The organism is Oceanobacillus sp. HCA-5259, assembly GCF_037892815.1.
GTDB lineage: Bacteria > Bacillota > Bacilli > Bacillales > Amphibacillaceae > Oceanobacillus > Oceanobacillus indicireducens.
The window spans coordinates 1-863 of sequence record NZ_JBBKBV010000098.1 but is presented as its reverse complement, the minus strand read 5'-3'; the positions used below and the strand labels follow the sequence as shown (position 1 = coordinate 863).

Genomic DNA, 863 nt, shown 5'->3' with positions numbered 1-863 from the left:
ATTTTAAACGTTTTGCTCAAAGTTGGAAAATATCCGATAAATTTAGCTCTAGAGAGGGTACTGTTTTTGATCTTATACTCTCCTCAACATGTAAAACATCATATCTGATTTCATTGTTTTTGTCTCTGTTGTATACCAATATATGTCTCTGGAGTGGATCGATAATCCAGTATTCCTTTACATTGTTTTTCATATAAAGGTTTAGTTTCGTGACAATATCGTGGGATATGTTAGATGGGCTCAAAATTTCTATGATGAAATCAGGCGCTCCTATGTGTTCGTTCTCTGTTAGATTGTCTGGATTGCACGTAACAAATAGATCTGGAACAACTATCTTTTTATCGTCATGATTAACTGCGTCAAATAGAACATCGGTAGGTGCAGAAAACACTTCACATTTTTTATCTTTGAGTGCGTTGTACAATTCACCTTGTAAAAAAGTTGAAATTCGTTGATGTTTTATATTCGGCGAAGGAGACATATACACAACGCCATCAACATATTCAAGAACATCATTTGTTTCTTTTCTCATATTTATGAATTCGTTGTAGCTACTGTGTTTTTCATTTAATAAACCCAATATAAACACCGCCTTTATTACATTATACTTGATTGCCCGGACGAATGAAAGTGGAGGAGACATGGGCTTTATGACTTTAACATTTAAATTCGGTACCTATATGTTTGTTTTGTTTTCTTATCCGTTTTGGCATTTTTGTGAAAATGGATATTTCCCCCTTTCGTGACATCCCAATATTAACCCACCATGAATAATATTAACCCCACCTTAATCCCTTGTAACGATTCTGTAAATTTAAACTTTTTCCTAAAAAAATATGGTTTAATAAAACTTGTTCAATAAA

General features: G+C 33.0%; 1 protein-coding gene. It reads right to left on the bottom strand.

Features of this window, described 5'->3' with window-relative positions:
- Nucleotides 1–16: 16 nt before the first annotated feature.
- Complete coding sequence (locus WKU33_RS18985) at nt 17–580, bottom strand: Uma2 family endonuclease (protein ID WP_238471197.1); 564 nt, start codon at nt 578–580, stop codon at nt 17–19.
- Nucleotides 581–863: the final 283 nt, after the last annotated feature.